Genomic DNA, 19,407 nt, shown 5'->3' on the forward strand with positions numbered 1-19,407 from the left:
GCTGGGCGCGGCCCTTGCAGTAACGCTCACTTTTACCTCAGCTCGCGCCCAGCCCGGCCAGCCGCCTGAGGCACTTAGAGTCCATCCGGGATCATGTTGTTGTCTGACATAGCTTTCGGAGCATAAGGCGAACGGAGGCCCAGCGGAGGAAGGCGAGTGCGGAGCGGTTGAGGCACTCCCAGTCTTTCGCAAGGCGGCGGCAGCGGTTGAGCCAGGCAATGGTGCGTTCCACGATCCAGCGCTTGGGCAGCACGACGAAGCGGTGCAGGTCGGATCGCTTGACGATCTCCACATTGATCTGACGGCAGGCGGCCTGCAGCCCGGTTCGGAACTTGGGGCCGGCATAGCCGCTGTCCGCGTAGAGCCGCAGCAGGAAGGGGTAGAGACCGAACAGGGCTCCCATCAGCAGCACGCCCCCGTCGCGGTCCTGCACGTCGGCGGCGTGGATGATCGCCTGCATCAGCAGGCCTTGGGTGTCGACCAGGACGTGCCGCTTCTTGCCCTTGATCTGCTTGCCTGCATCGTAGCCCGGCGGATCGATATGGCGCCCCCTTTTTCGGCGCTCTTGACGCTCTGGCTGTCGATGATCGCCGCTGTCGGGCTGGCCTCACGTCCGGCTTTCTCCCGGCACAGCACGTAAAGCGCGTGGTGGATGCGGGCGAGTGTGCCGTCCCAGTCCCACCGGCGCAGGTAGTCGTTCACCGTGCTTCGTGGAGGCAGGTCTTTCGGCAGCGCCGCCCACTGGCAGCCAGTGGAGAGGATGTACATCACCCCATCCACCACCGCCCGCACCTCCACCGTCCGCCTGTTGCCCCCGCGCTTGGCCGGTGGGATCAGCGGGCCGATGAGCGCCCACTCCTCATCCGTCAGGTCGCTCGGGTAGCGCAGCTTGCTGCGGTCATACCGAGCCCGGTTCTCCTGCGTCCACATGCAGGCATCTCAGCCAAAACCCGCTACCTGGCGCCAATCACATCCGATTCAAATCCCCGTCCATGTTCCCGGACAGACACTTAGAGCCCGCTTCATAACGGCTGAGGGGGCAGGCGCTCGCGCAGTCTCGATCTTCTGCAATCGGTTCAGCAGGGCGCGTGGCATCGGTAGTACTCCTCGACCATCGCGACGATCTGCGCCTGGCTCGCCGTGTCCGCCCAGGTCTGGATCTGTTCCATCACCTCTGACGCCTGCGCAAGATCGCGCGCCAGCAGCCAGTCCAGATCTTCGTCGGAGATGCCCCGCAACGTATCGGCGGCCAGCGGGTTATGGAGATTGCTCGACCGATCGAACACCTCCAGCGCGCTCTCCGGCCATTCCTGCACTGGCCTTCCGCGCCAGGACAACCATTCCTCCCGGTGACGCAACATCACAGCCTTCGCGTTGCCTCCGTCGAGCTTCTGCAGGCGGCGATGTAGGTCCCGGATCACGCGTGCCCAGCCCCCCGCGTGCCGCCATTCCGCTGCGTCACGAACTGGACGAGCAGCACTCGATCCCCGGCCGGGTAGCGCGCCCGCATCTCAGCTGCTCAGGACGGCCACGCAGCCTCGGCCAGCCCCTCGGGCGGGGCCTCGACGTGGATGGTCTGCCCGGGTGCTTGGATGGAACCCTCCAGTCGCTCCAGCCGCGTCACCAGTGTGCGGAGCATGGGCGCCCCTCCTCCCTGGCGATGACGATCATCGCCTCCAGCTCCGCGTCCGGCAGCCAGGCCACCAGGTCTGCGCCGGGTGGCGGCAGCGGTCGGCCGAAATCCTCGCAGATGAAGCCGACCAGGGCTTCGTCAGGCCAGCGGTCCAACGGCCCCACCCCAGCCAAGCACGCCAGACGCCGCCGCGCTTCTCCTCCAGCCGTGCCAGGCGTCCGCTTAGCCCGCGCATCGGCGTAGCTGCTCCGCCAACTCCGGCGCCAGCGTGTCGAGGTTGTCCGGCACCACCCCATGCGCTGCCAGGATGCCGCGGACCATCCAGTCCAGATCTTCCTTGGGAAGCGTCTTCAAGTAATCCCTGGCCGCGCGCTCAGACGTGCCCAGAGTGTGTAAGAACGCCTCCATCGCCTCCTCCGGCCAGCGTCGCAGAGGCATCGCCTGCCACGACGTCCAGGGCAGAGGGGCAGGGGCCGTGCCCGCCGCTTCACCCTCCAGCCGCGATACAGGCGGGTCCAGCCTCATCGCCATGTCACACCTCCGCGTTCACCACGCACACCAACATCATCCGATCTCGCTTCGGGGTGCGCGCGTGGCCTCCTCCCGGGCCGAATTAGCCCAACTCCTGGGGACACCAGTTCGGATAAACAACGGCCGACACCCAGAACCGAGACGCACCAGGGTGTCGCCCCCCAGGTGGCGAGGGCAGCCAGCTTCAGCCCCTTCGGCACCACGACGATGCGGACAGGCTCGGGCGGCGCTAGGGCGGCCTCCAGCCGGGTCAGGCGCGTCTCAAGCCGCATGGGCCACGCCTCCCCTCTTAGGCACCACCACCGCCAGCGCGTGCCGCGGCACCATCGCCAGCGCCGCCGCCGTCCACGCCGTCAGGGGGGCGCCGCGCAGACCGGGAGGATGGAGGAGCACCCGCACCTCTCCGGGGCCGGACAAACCGACCAGCCTCCAGCCGTGGCAGGCGGGGCGCTAGGGCGCGGCGCGTCACCGGCTGCCCCCCGTTGGCCTGCGCGGCCTCCAGAGCGGCGAGCCGCGCCTCCAACTCGGCGGTCCCGACCGCCCTGCGATGCGTCTCCACGATCGTCGCTGGAGCCGCCCCCTCGTCCGGCGTTACCTCGCCAGACGCGACGGCCTCCACGATCGCGGAGGTGGCCTTCGTCACATCGGACGGGTTTTCCAGCCTCGGCAGTTCTAGCGTTACCGCACGACCTTTCCGGACGGGCCAGAGCCGATGCAGCAGGATCTCGCTGGCCCGGAGGTCGCCTTCCTTTGCCTGCTCCACCACCTTGCGAGCACCTCCTCGGCACCCTCTAGGCCGATGGCGTCGAGGGCCAGCAGGGCAGCGTGGCTCGCACCCTTCGGCTTGCCGGCCGGGTTCCCCGACTGCCCGGGCTAGAAACGGCCCCGGACCTGCTCTTCGCCGGAATTTTCAGAAGCCACTGCCAGCACCTCCAAGTCCGCGCTGGGACCAAACTACGCTAAGACGATTGAACGTTTATCTCGTCGTCACCATCCCCTCCCGAGAGGGCGTGCCTGGACCTGGGCCGCTGCTTAGCCCTGAGGGCGCCAGGGCTCCTCGCGGAGGCGCTGCTTCATTAAGGTTTCGACCTCCCGCACACGCATGTTGAAGCCTTCCAGCTTCTCGTAAAGCATCGCCTGTTCCTGGAGGGCGGCATCCAACGCGCAGCGTACTTAGTAAAGCTGGATGAGTATGGCGACACCCGCGACGCTGATCAGCAAGTTGGCCCAGCCCATAGAGGCTCTCCCAGTCTGCCACCGCAACCTTAGCCGGGTTCGCTGTCTGTCGCTCCTCCCCGAAGGCTGCGGCGTGTGCCTGCAGTCGATCATCCCGAGTCTGTAAGTGCAGGACGTCTCTGACACTCAGGCGATGGGACTTCGTCATAGGGGCAGCACCTTCGCGCGGATCAGTTCAGGGGGTGGGGTCTCGGCAGGAGGAGGCGCGCCGCCGCGCGGCGGCTCCCACACGTAGGGAGGGCCGGCTTCCGCCTGCATCCCGGCCGCAGCCTCCCCTGCCAAGTCGGTGGCGGAGGCGGCTAGGCGTTGGCGGTGGCGACGGACTGCATCGCGCCGGCGTTGCCCGCATTTCCAAAGAGCGTGGCAAGGGGGCAGCCCTGTCCGTTCAACAGGCTCGCGCTTGTGTTGCCGAAGTTCTGAGCCGCTGAGGCCGAGCCCGCCGCGCTGTTCTGCGCCATCGTCCCGAGCCCGGCGAGGCGGCTGTACCAGTTGCCGTAGTCCTGCGCCGCGATGCCCTGCGCGCGGTCCTGGAGGGCTGCGAGCGTTGCACCGGAACGGAAACCCCCACGCGCTGCAGCTGATTGCTCGACCGCCCGGCGGCCCTCATCCTGCGCGAACGCGTATCCGGGCGACTGCTGGTAGCTGGCCCCCACCGCATTGACGAGATTGGCGAGGGTAGAGGGGCCGATGTCCCGGAAGGGGGCGAGATCCGTCCGGCCCTGGTTATACATGCTCTGGAGTTGGGTCAGGGCGGCGGCATTGCTGTCGGTGACAGCAGCGGCGCCCTGTGCTGCCGCTCTACGCTGGGCGTCGGCCGCGTCCTCCGCGGCATTGGTCTGGAGGAATGTGGTGCCAGCGAGACCGCCGCAGGCACAGCCACTTTGGCGACGTTCCCCCAGTTGATGTCGCTTAAGAAGTCGGTCAGAGCCATGCACTTAACCCCGATCCGTCAGCCGCAGGCGAAGACCGTAGTGTCCTAGAGAGCTCATATAAAATGGCGTGGCACGGCACGATGACGGAGCGAAAGGAAAAGCCCGCGACACTTTGCCCCGAGCCCTGTTTTCTGGCTCGTGCTACCGCGATAGCGGTGCACTAGGTAAAATCGGCCTGCTCGGCTTACGTTTAGATTCAGCCATGGCGTGCTCCGCGCGACAGCCAAGGTCTCCTTCTAAGGCTGCCACGAGAGGTTATCAGCATGACGGAGCCCGACCCGCAGCGCACGCGCTTGCCTTTGCCCGCGGCGATTCTGGTGATTGCGGGCCTGTCGCTCTTAAGCTGGTGGTTGATCGTGAAGCTGAGCGGCCTTCTCTGGGGTGCGCTCACGCAGCCCGATCGACCAGCGATGTAGCGCCCGTGAGCTGACGAGCGAAGAGCTTCAACCAGCCTTCAACCAGCCCAGAACACTGGGCTTCCTTTGCGAAGAACTGCTCGATCCCCATAGGGCCATGTCGCCGCGTAAGACGCTCAGAAGAACGGGGAGCTGGTCGATCCGCGCCGAGCGGATCAAACGTCCCAGCCGAGTGACCTCTGCGCCCGGCAGGACGCCATCCGCGAAGGTGGTCCGCAGCATCCACAGCGAGAAGGTGCGCCCATCCAGCCCCGGCTGCAGCTGATGCTGGAGAGTTGGACCACGACTTTCGAGCCGGAGGGCCAGCGCAGCGACGATCAGAAGGGGGAGTGTCAGGACGAGCCCCACTGAGGCGGTCAGTAGGTCTGCAACCCGCAGGAGGAGAGATCCCCTGCGAAGTTGGCGGGCTCCTGGTGAGCTGAGAAGTGGCGCTGCGCATTCCTGGTCGGCAGGCAGGAGCGCCTCCTCGGGAACCGGCACCGAAAGGGCATTCTGCTGCATGGGTCAGGTCCAGGGGAGCGGGACGCCAATGAAGCTGAGCAATTCACTGGCTAGTAATCACCGCATAACACAGTCCCAGCATCCCGTGAGTGGAGAAATCGTCGCGTGTGTTGAAATGGCGCGACCGCGGGTTGAACGAATGAGAAAAATTCTATCCGCAGTTGAGGTAATCATCATTTGTTGGTTCTGATCGAGGTTTGCGCACCCGTTCGCGCTTGATCGCCTGCACTGATGTTCAGAACAGCCCGCGGATGATGATGCCAAGGAGTGCCAACCTTTCGCACTGGACGCACCAAAATTCTCATCATTCCCGCTCAACACAACCGAGAAGTTAAGTAAGAGCGAACCGCTACAACGATCTCGCGATCTGCGCTGAGCTAACCCTTCAGCTACGTCTGTATGATTTACAATCCAGTAACAGAGCTGAATCGGATCGCGACAAGATCTTGATCCAGAACATAAATGTGCATGGCCTGATGGTTGCAAACGTTTCGGGAGCGGCGCCTGGATCAACGGGCTGTCGTAATTCCATTGAGGGAAAGACAATGCTCAGGAAGGCTTTACTGGGAGGGGTTTTCGCTAGCCTGGCTTTCGCCGGGGGAGCGCAGGCCGCGGCAATCATTCTGGGGGCTACCACTGGCGGCGGCCCGCTGGCTGGCTCGACGCGGGAAAACTTCGATGGCCTGGCGGCGAACGGTGGGACGACAGCAACCGGCATTGACGTGTCGTTCACGCCGGATGGGGCAGCCGTTACGGGATCGTCGTCCGGGTTCTACGCAGCGCCGTTCCTGTCCGGAAACAATGGGGATGGGTTTGGCGCAGGCGGTTCGAACCAAGCCCTCGGGGTTGACGCGACGACTTATCTCACGTCCGGCAATACATCGAATAACGGTGGCAACGGCGGAACGGCCACTCTGGCTTTCAGCATGTCTCAGGCTTACTTTGGCATCCTCTGGGGCTCGGTTGACACCTACAACACGCTCACGTTTCTGAACGATGGTATCGTGACTGGCACGATCACTGGCAGCGACGTGATCAACCCGGCGAATGGGAACCAGGGCCTCGGCGGCACGGCATACGTCAACATCTACGTGCAGGGCGGCTATGACCAAGTCGTCCTTACTTCGACGCAGTATGCGTTCGAGGTGGACAACGTTGCCTACGCAGTTCCGGAGCCGACCACTCTTGCTCTTTTCGGCGCAGGCCTGCTGGGCCTTGGTCTCGCACGGCGTCGTCGCAGCAAGGCGTCCGAGCAAGCTGTCGCCTGAGCGACTTGCCCGCACTCTTCGTGGGTGCGGGCTTCTTTCGAAACGCCCAGCTCGTTCAGACGGCTGGGCGGCCTTCTTTCTTTGTGCGGCTGAATTCAAACCTGTGGCCTTACCCTACCTCATCACAACCAGTACCGTCTTGGCAGCATTGGTGATGCTGTTGCTGGCACTGTTCTGACGCGGCCTCGTTGACGGGCAAGAACCTCATAACGCCTCAATCCTCCGCAGCATCATCCGCATCCTTGCGGCCGACATCCCAGCCGCTCCGCAACGGCGGGTGTACGCCCGGAGCCTGACACGCTGCCGGGCTTTGTCTTTTGTGGTGCTGAGTTGATCTCCCCCACAACCGGCATGGCGTGTTCATCTCAGCCGGTCACGCTCTAGGACGTTCGTTACGTCTGCCGAAGCGATAAAGAGATGACGCTCCAAGAAGTCGAGGTCTGGGTCGCCCAAGCGGAGATGCAGGCCGCTGAGCAGAAGGCGTTGGTCGAACAGCTTGAGCGCGATGGCCCAGCGTGGTTGGCGCCGGTTGCTCGCACCACCCTGGCGCAACTTCGCCGCATCGCGTTGAGGCGGGCCGACGAGATGGTTCGAATGCGCGCAGGCCTCGTCACAGGGGCAAGCCTGCTGTGACGTCAGGCGGTCTTGCCCGATAGCCGTGGGTTTCGTGTTCGATCTCGGCCCGTTCAAGCGCCTGTCTCCGCCTGGCGTATCGCTCACCGACAGCCCGCCAGGGCTAACGCGCGGCCGAGGCCTGCCCTTCGGGGCAAGTTTGAGGCGATTGAGGGAAGCGGGGACAAAGAGGGGCCCAGCGAGCGAACTCGCCGGGCCTAGAGTTTCCAAGGAGAACACCGATGGTGTTGGTGTCTGATGCGGAACGAACCGACGGTGTTCGTAGTTGCGTGACGTTCGCAAGATCGTGGCCCGGTGCCTTTCGGGCTGCCAGACGCCTCTCGCCACGGAGGGTCAATGCTACAGGCTGAGCGCCACAACAACGCCGATCGCAGCGCATATCGCTGCCGCAAAGAGCACGATCATCGTAAGGCTCGATAGGTTCCGCACAGGCGCCTCGACGTCTCTGACGCAGCTGGGAAAAGAAGGCCCGGCGAGTGAGCCCGCCGGGCCAAGGTGTCTTCTTCGGAGCAACAGCACCGATGACGTGGTGCTAGTTGAGGAACGAACGGCCGTCCGCTGAAGTTGCGTGTCGGTCGCAGCTGCTGGGTTCACAAGAAGTGGGGCGACGGCGAGGGGATGGCCGCCAGCCCTGACCAGCCTGCCCGTTAGGGGGACGAACAGGCGACTGCCCGCTAAGCTGGCGTCCCGGGCTTCAAGCCCATTCACAGTTGCCGCTCTGGAAGCCGCTCGTGTCGTGTTCATCGCCGAGAACGGCGCCGGGGGGGGAGGCTATGAGGCTGGTGTGTCTTCCCAGGATTGCGGCTAGCCTTCGGACCATGCGCCAGATCGCCTTCATTACCGTTCTTCTCGCTACGGCCGTTCCTACCGCTGTTCCTGCTCAGCCAGCCGCGCCGCCCTGCGGCTTCTCGCCTCGCGACTGGTGCCCATCGCCTGCGGGAGACCCGTGCGGGCAGCACCGGTCGGAGGCTGCATGCCGAGCAGATCCCCGCTGCGTCGGCCTGCCTTATCGAGGGGAGAGCGTGGTGGCATGCAGGGCTACCGGCCGAGGCTTCTCCTCGAACTGCCCTGCTGTGGGTTGCGTCAGCGCAGGGCAGCGATGACAGCGGCAGGCGTCGAGATCAGCTCGGACAAGGGCGGGGGCTAGAGTGGATCTGCGAAAAGATCGATTAGGTCCGGATCCGATCTGATATGGTGCAGCGGCACGCCGTCCGGCTGCACCGATGTGGAGATACCGAAGGATGATGTTTGTTCGGCTCCTCGGCATTTCAGCTGTCTTGCTCGCTACGGGCGCTCTACTGCCCGACGGGGCGAGAGCGCAGGATGCTGGCGCTCCGTGTGGGCGCGACCAATATGGGCGACCCAACGCCTGTGTCCGACCCGATGCATCGTCCAACCTGGAAGCTGCCTGTATGACCACAGGACGGCTTGAGAACTGCATCCCGTACCATCGAAACGCCTGCGAGATCCGTGGCTTTCAGCAAGCCTGCCAGCTCTACAACATGGGACGGAACTGCTATGGCGGCGACCCAAATGTCTGCAATCGCTATGTGTCGCTTCTGAGAGCGAACACAGCCTGTTCTCTCAACCGCGATCAAGGTGCCTGTGCTTGGCTCCAGCAGCAGCGGTTTTGAGGTGCTCGCCGCCGGTGAGGTTTGAGGACTTTACCGCCTTTGAAGCTGTCGGCGTGGATGTCATCGCCGAGAACGTCAATGGTGCTGAGGAACGCTTGCAGAAGATCGCTGGCGCTCCATGACCCCCAATCAATTGCGTGTCGCACGCGCACTGCTCCGCCTGTCTCGGGCGCAGCTACGCCTGCTAGCCAAAGTCTCGGAGAGCACGATCGCGAAGATTGAGAAGGATCCTGGCGCCGTCACTCCACAGAAGATCATCGCCATCCGCACTGCGCTTGAGGCAGCTGGTGTCGAATTCTTAGAGGATGATTCGAGCGGCTTGGGCGTGCGGCTGAAGAAAGCACACAGCGCCCTATGACGCCGGATCAGTGCCGTGCCGCGCGAATACTGTTGGGCTGGTCGCTCATCCGTCTGAGCAATCGTGCTGACGTATCGGCAACATTGCTCGGGGCTTCTGAGACAAAGGAGAAGCCACTTACCGCCGCGAGGCGCGATGCTCTGCAGGATGCTCTCGAAGCTGCTGGCGTCGAGTTCAGGGATGGCGAGGAGCCCGGCATCCGGCTGCGAAGGCTCAGCTCATGACGCCCGAACAGTGCCGCGCTGCCCGTCTCCTACTAGGCTGGACCGAGCGGGAACTGGGTGAGCGGGCGGGCCGGGCGGCGGGGACGATTATCTCCTTTGAACTGGGCCGTGGTCTTGCTCGGCCAGCAACAATCAGGGCTGTGCGTGGCACCCTACAGGCCGCTGGGGTCGAGTTCGTCGCGGAGAGTGGCGAGGGACCACGGGTGCGTCTTAGGCCCATGGTGGAGTGACCATGCCCGCTTCCCATCCGTCCGCACACCGCCTAGTCATTGTGGCCGCCGGAAGCTGCATTGAGATCGTGCGTGGCGGCGCCCGGATGCCCTTACTGGGGGAGTATGCCGGGCGGATTGCCGCCGAGCACGGCCGGCTGGCAACCGTCAGTGCTGAGGCTGCTGATGCGTTCCTGACTGGTGTCATAGCGGGGCTCAAGTACGCGCACGCGGAGTGGACGGCGGATCTGGACCGGCTACAGAGGGAGGTGAGGGACCAAGCTCTTCCAGCCCCTCCGATTGCCGCGCCGGCGGTGGCCGTACCTCCTTCACCTCTCCCCCAGCGTAGTGAAAGCCTGGCTGAGGCGGCAGCAGCGTTTACCGCCCGCAAAAGAGCAGAAAGAAGCCGAGGATAAGGCTTGGTAGAGGTTCTCGCCCCGATTGACGCCTAGCCTGGAGGACGATTGCCAACCTCACCCGCGCGACCCACTGGCCTGGCACGGACGCGACCCTGTCGCCGCGCGCCTTCTACAACGTCCGCGACGGTCAACGCTGGCGGTCGGACGCCGAGGGTTGCAGCCGCACCGCCTGCCACCCGCCGCCCTCCTGCGTCCCGCTCCGGGAGACCGGGCCCGAGTGTCGGCAGACACCCACGGACCACCCGGAGGGTAGATGCGCCACCTCATCGAGAGCGAACTGGCGAAGATCTCCGCGTTGGCCCGAACACGCCAGCCAGGAGCCGGCGTTAAGGGCGGGGTTGTTGTGGGTTATGCTGTTCGGCTCGCCCCATACCTTCTAGTAGGGTCCAATTGTTGAGCGAGGACCTTGGAAGGGCTGACGCGAGAAGTAATGCGACACCTGGGTACATATCAGTACAATCCTTTAGAAGGTTCTCGACTTCTCTGCGGTGCAGCAACCAGCAGTTTCCACATCCTAACCGGACAAAGCAGTAAGCCTCGACCCGCTCGACTTCATCTCGCGGAACATTCCACGCGGAAGGTTTCAGCGTCGTCTTGACAGCCAAGGCGATCTTTCGCCCGTGGACATGAGCCCAGACCTTGTTCTTCGCCTTCGTATCCTTTCCGGCGTTGAGTTCGTGCCCAAGACGGGCAAGATGAAATGTCACGAGCCCAAGCCCACCTTGGATCGTCGTGCGCTTCTCTGCCTGAAAGGCGTACTCAATTGTGCCCGGTTCTTTCCCACGTCCGCGTGGGCGTAGAAATTGGCTGCGCAGGGAGCGGCATCGCTCCTTCGACGCAGCAAAGCTTCGTACCATTCACTCCCCCCCAGAATGCTCAATCGATCTGGATCAAACCCTTCCATTCGAGCGCAGATCGGCCTAACCAGCTTCGCGCTGCGACAGCGCGCGGGAGCAGCAGTGCAGAATACATACCAAGCCAATATGTTACGATAATACAACATTTTATTGTTAGTCGTACAGATCGGGGGCGTCGTGTTGTTAAAGTTTCTGACGGAGAAGCCAGCATCTGGAGCAGACGTGACCGGTCGTTAGGCTCGCAATGAACCGGGCTGATGGTTGCGGCCGCAGGGGTGCATTGAACCGACTACCACGGTGCCCAACAAGCGCGAGCACCGCAGCAGTCGAGTTGCGGCTCAAGCAGCCGGCGTGTCGCTCTTCCGACGGCGCACAAAGCCGAGCCCAAGTAGTCCAGCACCAAACAGCGCCAGAGTTGCAGGCTCCGGCACCGCAGTAATCGCGACCCCATCCAGGAGCACGTCCTTGGCAGGCGTAAGCCCAGACGTAAAGTGGAAGTTCAGTCGGTAGTTGTCGTCACTATTGACCGTGAAGTTGTAGGAGTAAGGTGTCCAAGTGCCGACCGGAACGCCAGTCGAGTTGCCACTATTCCCAGTGGTGTCGAGAACGTTCAAACCAACAGAGTTCTCCAGAGTAAAGTTGAACGGGTTTGCAGCGCCAGATGCCGTCGCCCAGAGAGCAAACGAAAGACTATAGAATACACCGGCCTTGAGCGACACCGACTGGAAGAGATCCTCGACCGCTTGGTCATCCACGAAGAACGCAGCATGCGTTCCATCATAGTTTGCGACGTTGTCGCCGTAACCCGTCGAATTAGTGCCGCCAGTCTCGATGACTGTGATCCCAATTCCGGGGGTCACGCCGCTTCCAGTAGTCGTCCAGCCATTAAGGCCGTTCTCGAAGCTTCCGTTCGTCACGATTGCTGCAGACGCGCTCACAGCGAACACCAGTGAGGTCGCGAGTGCTGTTGTACCAAGAAGAACTCGAAGCATCGCTTGTCTCCGCATTGCAGCCCAATGCTGCGAACATGAGATTGCAAGACCATTGCCAGAGACATTCTCGCCATTAAATCAAGCAGTTAGCGAATGATATCTTTCACGCCAAAGGTCGTTGTAAAGTTTATCATCAATCTTGAATGGGCTGAGTTAACAAGGATCGCCATGGCTCATAGCCCACAACGACGGATGGCAGGTCGGGCAGTTGGGGAAGCAGAGGGGTGGAGCGACCCGCTTGGCATCGCGGGCACCGGAGAGACAGGACCGGGAGAACGTCTGACCCCTGCCCAGTGCCGTGCAGCACGGGCCTTGCTTGGGTGGTCCGTCGAGCGTCTGGCCAAGGCTGTTCCCTGCAGGCGCGATACGGTGGAGTACTTCGAGAGCGGATCGGGCCGGCCTCGTCCGTCTACAGCAGGGCGCCTCAGAGCCGCCTTCGAGACTGCTGGCGTGGAGTTCACAGATGAGGAGGAGGCAGGTGTGCGCCTGAGGACAGCACCGTGATCGAGCGCCTCTCCGTCTGCGAATACAGAGCACTGATCACCATGGCGACCTGCCCCCACAGTTTTGCACTGAAGGCGCAGCTTGGACGAGGCGTCGGCGAGACAACGTTGAACAACCTCGTCAATCGCGGGCTAGCTATGATCGGTGCTTCTCCAGAGCAACCGGGCTCTCCGGGATGGGCGATCGCCCCATTAGGTCGCCAGGCACTCGATACCGCAAAAACGGTTTCGAAACGGAGCTTGGGCAACGACGCCAGATCGTTGATGCAAATCCAACGTCAACCGGCGCCGACGCCGCCCTGCACGACGTTCCGTGAGACCGGGCCGGGGCGTCGGCGGCCGGTGGGGGCTGATTGACGCATGAGTGGAAGGCTTTACGCAACCAGGCGAAGGCACACCAAAGGCAGCGGCCTAGGGCATCGTCAGCGGGAGATCCTGACGGCCCTGCACCGACTGGCTGCGGAACGCGGGACCGCCATCTCGGGCAAAGGCTTCACGCTCGCGGCGATCCTGGATGCTGTGAGTGCGGAGCGTCAGCGCGCTGGGAGGCACCGGCAAGAACGCGACCAGCGCCTCGCCACGCTTACCCTGTCCTTTCAGTTGAGCCCTGCTCGGGTTCTCCTGCTACTGGAGGAGCGCGGTCTGGTCTGGCGGCATTCGCAGCGGGGCACCGGCATGATGGCGGGCCTGACAGAGAAGGGGCGGGCGCTCGCCCTACAGCAGCAGGGCTACCAGCCGGGCGAGACGGGCGGTCAGGCGCAGCAAGCGCCCGACCCGACGCCAGCCGGCTAGGTCGGCAGCATCGGCCAGGAGCGAGAGGGCTTTCGCGACGAGCGCGGCGGCGGCTGTGTGTTCCATCCGCGAGGGTCTGCCATGGGTGGCAAGAATTCCCGCTGCACGGAGCATTCCCCGGCTCCAACCGTGTACCAGTGATCTGTTGTGCACCTGAGTGCACACCTCAGCCGGTTGGGCAGCCCGGCTTTGACGCCGTGACTTATCCTCGGCAGGCTCGTGGGCGAGGGAGGAAGAGCCCACGTCGGCTGAGCTGAAATCGCTGGTAAGGGTTGGAAAGTCCTGCGTGGCGGCGGCGACGCGATGGCGGACCGATCTTATAGCCCCCCGGCTGAGCCCCTTCCCGAAGAGCCGTCCAACTCCTCCTGGTGGCGTCTGGCGCTCCGTCGTGGCGATGGGCGGCCAGCACCGCTTCATGGTGTTTGCCCAGGTCCAGGAGGGCCGAGAAAACTTCAAAGCCTGCTTGGCTGTGGAACGCGAGGACGTGTGGCAGGTCCTCGTCCGGCTAGAGTTCCATGGGAGCCACCCTATACTGCACGTTCACGACTGGTGCGGCCCAACCGAACCACCGCCAAGCGGGCGGTCCTTCGATGCTCCTAACCGCCGTCCCGGCGCTCGGTCACGGCATCGGCAGACCCAAACCCTGAGCCGCGCCAGCTTCTGGAAGCTCGCATTGGCCCGGTTCCGGGTGATACCCTACGGCTCCGAACAGGAGGATTTGCTGTGACCCCGGGCGAGCTGCGGGACGCGCTCTGCTCAATATTCTGCGGAGACCTCACCGTGCGCGAGGTCCCAGCCGGATTGGCAGTCAGCGCCATGTTCGAAGGGGCGGATGGGGACCGGCTTGGCTGCCTGGTTGAGCAGCACGGGCTCGGCTGGGGCCTGTCGGATGATGGCGCCTTCCTCGGCGATCTCGAAGGCTATGGCGTGGATGTGCGGAAGGGTGGTCGCGCTGACTTCCTGGCGCGCGCGCTACGGCCGGCCGGGGCGCGGGTTGATCCCGACACTCTGCAGATCGTGGCTGACCTGGAGGGAGAGCCGTCCGCGGGCGATATTCTGGCCTTCCTGGCAGCCCTGTCGCGCGCTCAGGACGTGGCGTTCTGGACCAAGGAGCGGGTCCGCAGCACGTTCAAGGAGGACGCCACGCGGGCGCTGCGTGAGGTGCTGGGCGAAGCAGCCGACCTCCAGGGTTCCACGGCGGTTGATGCGCGTTTGGCCGAGATCCCGGCCGACCTCGTGATCCGTCCGCGGGGCAGCGGGGAGGGAGGCGCCGTCACGGCCGTATTCCTGGTCCAGGCGCTCGACGCGCTACAGGAGGCGTTGCTGCTGGCTCTCGAACTGCGCGCACAGCAGCGTCGGGATGTTCGCGTGGCCGCGATGATCGAAGACAACTCGGTCAACATGAGCGCGGCAAAGGCAGTGCGCGCTGTGAACCGGATCGACGCCGTGGCCTTCTTCCGGAACGACGAGAAGGAAGCGGCTTTCAAGATCGCTAGGACCGCTATCCCGAACCTTGCTGTCGCAGCTTGACTGCCGCTGCGAAGGTGCAGATGCCCGGCTGGCCGCCCCTGCTGAATGAGAGCCTGGCCGCCGCCTACTGCGGGCAGCTCTCCACCGGGACCTTCCGCACGGTCGTCGTGCCAGAGGTCCCGCCCGTGCCCCTGTCTGAGCGGCGGGTGGCCTGGGCCCGGGAGGATCTGGACCGGTGGATTGCCCGGCGGCGGGGTGTCATGCCAGCGTCGGGGGAACGGAACCCATGGGATGAGCCGTGACCCTGATCCGCCTCCGCGTATGAGGAATGTAAGAGCCCTGCCCTCACCGGCGGGGCTTTGTCATTAGCGACATGGACGAAGCACCTTCAGGCCCTCGATGGCTCTCTGCAGAAGCAGCGGCGGCCTATCTCAGTCTTCCCATCGATGGCTTCCGCCGGCTGGTACGAGGTAATCGCATCCCTCAACCATCTCGCGTCCTCGGAGGTAGATTTCCCCGGTGGGATCGCCTGGGGCTGGACGCGCACATGCTTGGGCAGGAGTACTCCGCCATCGATGCTGAAGCAGCGGTGGCCCGGGTGGCGGAGGAGATCCGCAATGCCTCGTCACGCCGCAACAAGCTGTCAACGCCGACCGGATCCTCCTCAGAAGTGCCGAAGTAAATTTCCCCAGGTGATGGGTGGTCAGGTGGCGTTCGGCTCTGCAGGTCGGGCCTTGGGAGGTCTGCCTCGCCGGCGCGGCGGTACCTGGGAGAGCGCCGCGGCTGGGATACGCATGGCGTCGGGCACGAGGTCGACGTGCTGGCGCAGGCGGTAGCTCGAGCCCTCGATCTGGACGACCACGGCGTGGTGCAGCAGCCGGTCTAGCAAGGCGGTGGCGACGACGGGGTCGCCGAACACCTCGCCCCATTCGGCAAAGCCCCGGTTGGAGGTCAGGATCATGGCGCCGCGCTCGTAGCGGGCGTTGACCAGCTGGAAGAACAGGTTGCCGTTGCCGGAGGTGATCGGCAGGTAGCCGATCTCGTCGACGATGAGCAGCGAGGCCCGGCACAGGAACCGGATGCGCTCGCGCAGGCTCCCCTCCCGCTCGGCCCTGGCCAGCGAGGCGACGATGTCGGCGAGGGAGGCGAAGTAGACGCTGTGACCGGCCCGAACTGCCTCGACACCGAGGGCGACCGCCAGGTGGCTCTTGCCGGTCCCAGGCGGGCCGAGGAGATGCACCACTTCGTGCCGGCGGATGAAGTCGAGTTCGGCCAGGGCCAGGATGCGGTTGCGGTCGAGGGATGGCTGGAACGAGAAGTCGAAGCTCGCCAGCGTCTTGACCACGCCGAGGCGCGCCATCTGCAGCGCCGCCTTGATGCGGCGCCCCTCGCGCAGGGTCAGCTCCTCGGCAAGCAAGGAATCGACCGCCTCCAGCGTGCCGATCTCCCCGCGCTCGACCTGGCGGACGACATGGTCGAGCACCTCGAGCGCGCGCGGCATGCGCAGCCCGACCAGATGGCGCCGCACCCGCTCCAGGGTAGCCGGGGCCGGAGCGTCGTCCCTCATGAGCGGGTCCCCTCCTCGGCCAGACGCCGGGCGACGGCGGCGTAGAAGGCGAGCGGCCGGCGCATGACGGTCTCGCCGGCGCGGATGGGGAGGACCGGGCCGCCGTCCCCTACGGGACGACTGGCGGGTGACGGAGGCCGGCGGTGCCCACCAGCAACCCGGCGATGCCCGCGGCCCTCGAGCACCGGGTGGCTCGCCACCAAGTGGTTCTCCTCGAAGATGCGCAGCTCATCGGCGAGCAGGTGCACTTCGACGGCGCGGCGGCGCGTGCTGTCGGGCACGCTTGACAAGCCCCCACGAGGTGCTCCGGGCGGGATGTTAGTGGCGCATGGGCAGGACCCTGCTGGAGCTGGAGAGGCTGTGGCCGGGTGGTAGCGTCAGGTGGTGCAGCAGGACGACCTCTGGCGCCGGCGGTTGGTAGCGCAGCGAGGAGTGTGGCCGGACGGTGTTGTAGTGGCAGCGCCATTGCTCGATCAGAACCTTGGCCTCGGCCAGCGTATTGAACATCTCCCTGTTGAGCAGCTCGTCTCGCAGCTTGCCGTTGAAGCTCTCGACATACCCGTTCTCCCACGGGCTGCCGGGCTCGATGAATGCCGTCTTCGCGCCGACACCGTTGATCCAGCTCCTCACCGCGGTGGCGGCGAACTCGGGCCCATTGTCTGAACGAACATGGCCCGGCGTGCCGCGCAGGATGAACAGGTCGGACAGCACGTCGATGACGTCGGCAGCCCTAAGCTGACGCCCGACCCGGATCGCCAGGCACTCGCGGGTGAACTCATCCACCACGTTCAGCATGCGGAACTTTCGCCCATCCCGGGTGCGGTCCTCGACGAAGTCATAAGCCCAGACGTGGTTCGGCCTCTCGGGGCGCAGCCGGATGCAGGACCCATCGTTCAGCCACAAGCGCCCGCGCTTGGGCTGCCGGGCTGGGACCTTCAGCCCCTCACGGCGCCAGATCCGCTCCACCCTCTTGTGGTTGCAGCCCCAACCCTCGGCCCGCAGCAGCGCCGTGACCCGTCGGTAGCCGTAACGCCCGTACTGCCGGGCCAGATCGACGATGCTCGCCGTCAGCGCCGCCTCGTCACTCGGTGCGCGCGACACCTTGCGCTGGGTCGAGCGGTGCTGCCCCAGCACCGCACAGGCTCTCCGCTCGGACACGCCGAGCTGCTGCATCACATGCCCCACTGCCGCGCGACGACGGGCGGGGCTCAGTATTTTCCCGATGCCGCTTCTTTCAGGATCACCTTGTCCAAGGTCAGGTCCGACACCGCCTTCCGGAGCCGCGCATTCTCCCGCTCCAGCTCCTTGAGCCGCCTCACCTGGTCCAGCTTCAGGCCGCCAAACTCGGTGCGCCAGCGATAGTAGGTCTGGTCCGTCACCCCGATCGTCCGGACCGCCTCGGAAACCGTCTTGCCCTGGGCTGTCAGCACCTCAACCTGCCGCAGCTTCGCTACCATCTCCTCCGGCGTGTGCGTCCTCTTCCGACCCATTCCCCGCCTCCTCAGAACACCCGCCGGGTCACATGACCGGCGGACCGCTTCTACGGGGGACGGTCAGCACCCCGCGGCCGGAAGGACTTGCCCTCGTAGGTCAGCGTACGGCCCTGGATGTCGCGTAGGGCATGCACCGCCTCGTGCACCACTGCCAGCCGTTCGAAGGCGTCTGTTCTGGCCCAACTCCGTCGCGGCACCACGAAAGCGTTGATGAACTGGTCGTAGGCGGCGGCGGCCCCCTTCTCCATCTTCTCGATCGAGATGCCGATGCCCTTCCCTTTGCGGACGCCGCCCAGGCCGAGGGCATGGGCGACGAGAGTGAAACCCGCGCCCGAGACGTGCATGCCGCCACACCAGAAGTCGATCTTCTGACAGGCCGGCGAGGTCAGGATGTTGATGAAGCGGCGGCGGGTCAGGGACAGGTCGGACATCGTTCGCAGAACGCTGCCGACGAACGTTTGTTACGGACAGGGTTGGAGTGGCGCATCTGCCGTCCTTGAGGACCGCAACCGCTCCCAAAGCTTGTCGTTCACCCTCCGAGGCGTGCGGGTGGGGTCTGGAGGCGGACGCCGATAACGTCGTCCCCCACGGTTGCTCCCCTCACGATAACACCCGCTCCCATTTCCTGCTCTCAAGCCGCTGCCGGCATCGCCCATCGCGTCGCCATATCAGCCTCAATCGGGTGAGGCTGATGGCTGTCCTGATTTGCACCTCCTACGCGCGACTGGCTCAGGGCGTCTTGCAGCGCCACCCTGGTAGCAGCAGCGCGCTCCCGCGAGGGAAGGTACGCCGGGTTGAACTCCGCCAGGTTTTCGAGACCCGCGAGATCGAGGATGCTGAGCACACCCCCACTCCAGGACACGAGGCCGCGCTTGCGGAGCACCATGAGCACGCGATTGACGTGTACCGGAGAGAGACCCAGGGCGTCCGCCACATCGGCCTGTGTGAGCGGAAGGGAGTAGGTGATCGGGCCTGTCTCGCCCCGGTTCCCGAGGCGCGCATGGATCTCGCAGAACAGGTGAGCCATCTGCCGCTCGGCCTTGCCCAACCCGGCCGTGACAAGCCACTCACGCGTCGCGCTGGCCTCCCAGGCGCTCTCCCGGAGCAGCGCCAGCCCCAGGGATGCGTCATGCTGCGCGAGGTCGGCAAGGCGGGAGCGTGAGAAGAGCGCGACCTTGCAGACATTCATGGCGCTGACGGCGTACTCCGACTTGCCGAAGAGCTGCAGGTCACAGAAATCGCCGGGGAAGAGGAAGGCGATGATCTGCCGGCTTCCATCGCGCTGAACCCGGAAGCGGCAGGCCATCCCGCTCAGCAGCATGTGGATGTGTTCGGGCCGCTCACCCTCTCGGATGATGGGCCGTCGAGCCGGGATCATGAGCGTGTCCAACGCTGCTGACGCGATCTCCTCGCCGTTGTCTGACAGCAAAGGGGAATGCGGCTCGAAGCTCGCGGTCGGCTCGTAAAGCACTTCCGTACCCCTGAAGAAGGATTGCTGTCGCGACGCTCGGCAGTGCCGTTCGTCAGGCGGCTGACCTCGGGCAGGCACGTCGAACAGGAAGACGTTTAACTGCAGGGCCATTATTGCTGTACCGAAATTTGGACTGATGCCAAAAGAGTGAATCATTCCACCTTATTTTTCTACCCTGGGATGAGTTCGGAGTGAAGCTCTACAACCCTGCAGGCGAATCCAGGGCCAAATTCGTGACATGGTTGCTTCATGGCGGGGCTTTTCGCCG

Annotated in this window: 21 protein-coding genes and 1 pseudogene; 8 read left to right on the plus strand and 14 right to left on the minus strand. The window is 64.5% G+C overall.

Annotated elements, in window-relative coordinates:
* Positions 1-91 precede the first annotated feature (91 nt).
* From ACP6CK_RS29650 to ACP6CK_RS29675, 6 genes and pseudogenes are all read right to left on the minus strand, one after another.
* Positions 92-930 (minus strand): annotated as a pseudogene (locus ACP6CK_RS29650) (IS5 family transposase).
* A 146-nt stretch (positions 931-1,076) separates the two neighbouring features.
* Complete coding sequence (locus ACP6CK_RS29655; RefSeq protein WP_426960291.1) at positions 1,077-1,421, minus strand: hypothetical protein; 345 nt, start codon at positions 1,419-1,421, stop codon at positions 1,077-1,079.
* A gap of 199 nt (positions 1,422-1,620) precedes the next feature.
* Positions 1,621-1,788 (minus strand): hypothetical protein, encoded by a 168-nt coding sequence (locus tag ACP6CK_RS29660; protein ID WP_426960293.1) that lies wholly within the window; start codon positions 1,786-1,788, stop codon positions 1,621-1,623.
* Between the two features lie 67 nt (positions 1,789-1,855).
* Entirely contained in the window at positions 1,856-1,987 is a 132-nt protein-coding gene (locus ACP6CK_RS29665) for a hypothetical protein (RefSeq protein WP_426960295.1), read from the minus strand.
* 438 nt (positions 1,988-2,425) lie between these two features.
* The gene (locus ACP6CK_RS29670) at positions 2,426-2,557 is read right to left on the minus strand and encodes a hypothetical protein (RefSeq protein WP_426960297.1); all 132 of its coding nucleotides are present in this window, start codon (positions 2,555-2,557) and stop codon (positions 2,426-2,428) included.
* A gap of 1,142 nt (positions 2,558-3,699) precedes the next feature.
* Positions 3,700-4,335: a hypothetical protein gene (locus tag ACP6CK_RS29675; RefSeq protein WP_426960190.1), complete on the minus strand. Its 636-nt coding sequence runs from the start codon at positions 4,333-4,335 to the stop codon at positions 3,700-3,702.
* Between the two features lie 260 nt (positions 4,336-4,595).
* Between ACP6CK_RS29675 and ACP6CK_RS29680 the strand changes: the two genes are divergently transcribed.
* The gene (locus tag ACP6CK_RS29680; protein WP_426960191.1) at positions 4,596-4,748 is read left to right on the plus strand and encodes a hypothetical protein; all 153 of its coding nucleotides are present in this window, start codon (positions 4,596-4,598) and stop codon (positions 4,746-4,748) included.
* 27 nt (positions 4,749-4,775) lie between these two features.
* On the opposite strand, the gene ACP6CK_RS29685 is transcribed toward ACP6CK_RS29680, so the two are convergent.
* Positions 4,776-5,249, minus strand: coding sequence for a sugar transferase (locus ACP6CK_RS29685; RefSeq protein ID WP_426960192.1), 474 nt, complete (start codon positions 5,247-5,249; stop codon positions 4,776-4,778).
* A gap of 446 nt (positions 5,250-5,695) precedes the next feature.
* On the opposite strand from ACP6CK_RS29685, the gene ACP6CK_RS29690 reads away from it, so the two are divergent.
* From ACP6CK_RS29690 to ACP6CK_RS29700, 3 genes are all read left to right on the plus strand, one after another.
* Positions 5,696-6,517, plus strand: a complete 822-nt coding sequence (locus ACP6CK_RS29690; RefSeq protein ID WP_426960193.1) for a PEP-CTERM sorting domain-containing protein — start codon at positions 5,696-5,698, stop codon at positions 6,515-6,517.
* 417 nt (positions 6,518-6,934) lie between these two features.
* Positions 6,935-7,150, plus strand: coding sequence for a hypothetical protein (locus ACP6CK_RS29695; RefSeq protein ID WP_426960195.1), 216 nt, complete (start codon positions 6,935-6,937; stop codon positions 7,148-7,150).
* Positions 7,151-8,902: 1,752 nt separating this feature from the next.
* A complete protein-coding gene (locus ACP6CK_RS29700; protein WP_426960197.1) occupies positions 8,903-9,142 on the plus strand; it encodes a helix-turn-helix domain-containing protein in 240 nt (79 codons plus the stop codon).
* Between the two features lie 2,047 nt (positions 9,143-11,189).
* Here the strand turns inward: ACP6CK_RS29700 and ACP6CK_RS29705 are convergent.
* Complete coding sequence (locus ACP6CK_RS29705) at positions 11,190-11,843, minus strand: carbohydrate binding domain-containing protein (protein ID WP_426960198.1); 654 nt, start codon at positions 11,841-11,843, stop codon at positions 11,190-11,192.
* A gap of 192 nt (positions 11,844-12,035) precedes the next feature.
* Here ACP6CK_RS29705 and ACP6CK_RS29710 point away from each other — a divergent pair, with 192 nt between their 5' ends.
* Both ACP6CK_RS29710 and ACP6CK_RS29715 read left to right on the plus strand, forming a co-directional pair.
* On the plus strand, positions 12,036-12,347 hold the full coding sequence (locus ACP6CK_RS29710) for a helix-turn-helix domain-containing protein (RefSeq protein WP_426960304.1): 312 nt from the start codon (positions 12,036-12,038) through the stop codon (positions 12,345-12,347).
* A complete protein-coding gene (locus tag ACP6CK_RS29715) occupies positions 12,344-12,703 on the plus strand; it encodes a hypothetical protein (protein WP_426960199.1) in 360 nt (119 codons plus the stop codon). Before ACP6CK_RS29710 ends, ACP6CK_RS29715 begins: the two co-directional genes overlap by 4 nt.
* A 357-nt stretch (positions 12,704-13,060) precedes the next feature.
* Here the strand turns inward: ACP6CK_RS29715 and ACP6CK_RS29720 are convergent, their stop codons facing one another.
* Positions 13,061-13,204 carry a hypothetical protein gene (locus ACP6CK_RS29720; RefSeq protein WP_426960201.1) on the minus strand — a complete coding sequence of 48 codons (144 nt, stop codon included), beginning with the start codon at positions 13,202-13,204 and terminating at the stop codon, positions 13,061-13,063.
* Between the two features lie 657 nt (positions 13,205-13,861).
* Here ACP6CK_RS29720 and ACP6CK_RS29725 point away from each other — a divergent pair.
* Both ACP6CK_RS29725 and ACP6CK_RS29730 read left to right on the plus strand, forming a co-directional pair.
* Positions 13,862-14,668 carry a DUF1828 domain-containing protein gene (locus ACP6CK_RS29725; protein WP_426960203.1) on the plus strand — a complete coding sequence of 269 codons (807 nt, stop codon included), beginning with the start codon at positions 13,862-13,864 and terminating at the stop codon, positions 14,666-14,668.
* A 20-nt stretch (positions 14,669-14,688) separates the two neighbouring features.
* Positions 14,689-14,910: a transcriptional regulator gene (locus tag ACP6CK_RS29730; RefSeq protein WP_426960205.1), complete on the plus strand. Its 222-nt coding sequence runs from the start codon at positions 14,689-14,691 to the stop codon at positions 14,908-14,910.
* Between the two features lie 401 nt (positions 14,911-15,311).
* On the opposite strand, the gene istB is transcribed toward ACP6CK_RS29730, so the two are convergent.
* The 5 genes from istB to ACP6CK_RS29755 all read right to left on the minus strand — a co-directional run bounded on the left by istB (position 15,312) and on the right by ACP6CK_RS29755 (position 19,250).
* Positions 15,312-16,175 carry an IS21-like element helper ATPase IstB gene (gene istB / locus ACP6CK_RS29735; RefSeq protein WP_426954139.1) on the minus strand — a complete coding sequence of 288 codons (864 nt, stop codon included), beginning with the start codon at positions 16,173-16,175 and terminating at the stop codon, positions 15,312-15,314.
* A complete protein-coding gene (locus ACP6CK_RS29740) occupies positions 16,172-16,456 on the minus strand; it encodes a Mu transposase domain-containing protein (protein ID WP_426960206.1) in 285 nt (94 codons plus the stop codon). The genes istB and ACP6CK_RS29740 overlap by 4 nt, the downstream gene beginning before the upstream one ends.
* Positions 16,457-16,493: 37 nt before the next feature.
* Positions 16,494-17,665, minus strand: a protein-coding gene (locus ACP6CK_RS29745) for an IS3 family transposase (RefSeq protein WP_426960208.1) whose coding sequence is annotated in 2 segments (ribosomal slippage) — positions 16,494-17,398 and positions 17,398-17,665 — 1,173 coding nt in all. Because the reading frame shifts where the segments join, the coding sequence is not laid out codon by codon here.
* A gap of 50 nt (positions 17,666-17,715) precedes the next feature.
* Positions 17,716-18,099: a hypothetical protein gene (locus tag ACP6CK_RS29750; RefSeq protein WP_426960210.1), complete on the minus strand. Its 384-nt coding sequence runs from the start codon at positions 18,097-18,099 to the stop codon at positions 17,716-17,718.
* Between the two features lie 200 nt (positions 18,100-18,299).
* Positions 18,300-19,250, minus strand: a complete 951-nt coding sequence (locus ACP6CK_RS29755) for a Crp/Fnr family transcriptional regulator (protein WP_426960212.1) — start codon at positions 19,248-19,250, stop codon at positions 18,300-18,302.
* Positions 19,251-19,407 lie beyond the last annotated feature (157 nt).

It is taken from the genome of Muricoccus radiodurans, assembly GCF_050154705.1.
GTDB lineage: Bacteria > Pseudomonadota > Alphaproteobacteria > Acetobacterales > Acetobacteraceae > Roseomonas > Roseomonas radiodurans.